The following is a 563-nucleotide window of genomic DNA, read 5'->3' on the forward strand; positions in this document are numbered from 1 at the left end:
AGATCCAGTTTGGCAGCGATGCCACTGCTACCTACTGAGTGCAGAACAAAGATCTGGATGAAATTCTGGCTACCTTTGAAAACACCCAGATCGTTGGGCTGTGAGAGGTCGCCTTCCCTGTTGGGTTTTGGCGCGTAAGCCGTGTGGGATCTTCCCCTCAGCTTGTTGGTTAAGGGGGCAGCTAACCGATGTCAGAAGCTGGAGTCACTCGCGCTGCCGGGGTGGTGGCAGCTTTGGTCTTGTCGGCGGTGCTGGGGCCGCGGGCTGCCATGCCCCTAGTAGGACTGGTGGGGCTGGTCATCGTCGAGCAAGTGGCCTTCGGGGGGCGGATTTCAGGGTTGCTGGGCGGGCTGCTGGATTGGGCTTCGCCAGCCTATCGGCAGCGGGTTATCCGCCATGAAGCAGGGCACCTTTTGGTGGCCTACCTGCTCGGGATCCCATTGCTGGGCTATGTGCTCAGTCCCTGGCAAGCCTTCCGACGGCGGATCCCTGGCTACGGCGGGGTGGAGCTGGATCGGGCCCCGATGCGCACTTGGCAGGCTCAGGGAGGGATCCCGTGGGCA

At 62.0% G+C, this 563-nt stretch carries 1 pseudogene; it reads left to right on the plus strand.

Annotation, left to right across the window (positions count from 1 at the left end):
• Nucleotides 1-188: 188 nt before the first annotated feature.
• A pseudogene (locus NW838_RS10555) lies at nucleotides 189-563 on the plus strand (hypothetical protein); the annotation flags it as partial.

Source organism: Synechococcus sp. R55.2 (assembly GCF_047462075.1).
In the GTDB taxonomy this organism is placed as follows: Bacteria; Cyanobacteriota; Cyanobacteriia; order Thermostichales; family Thermostichaceae; genus Thermostichus.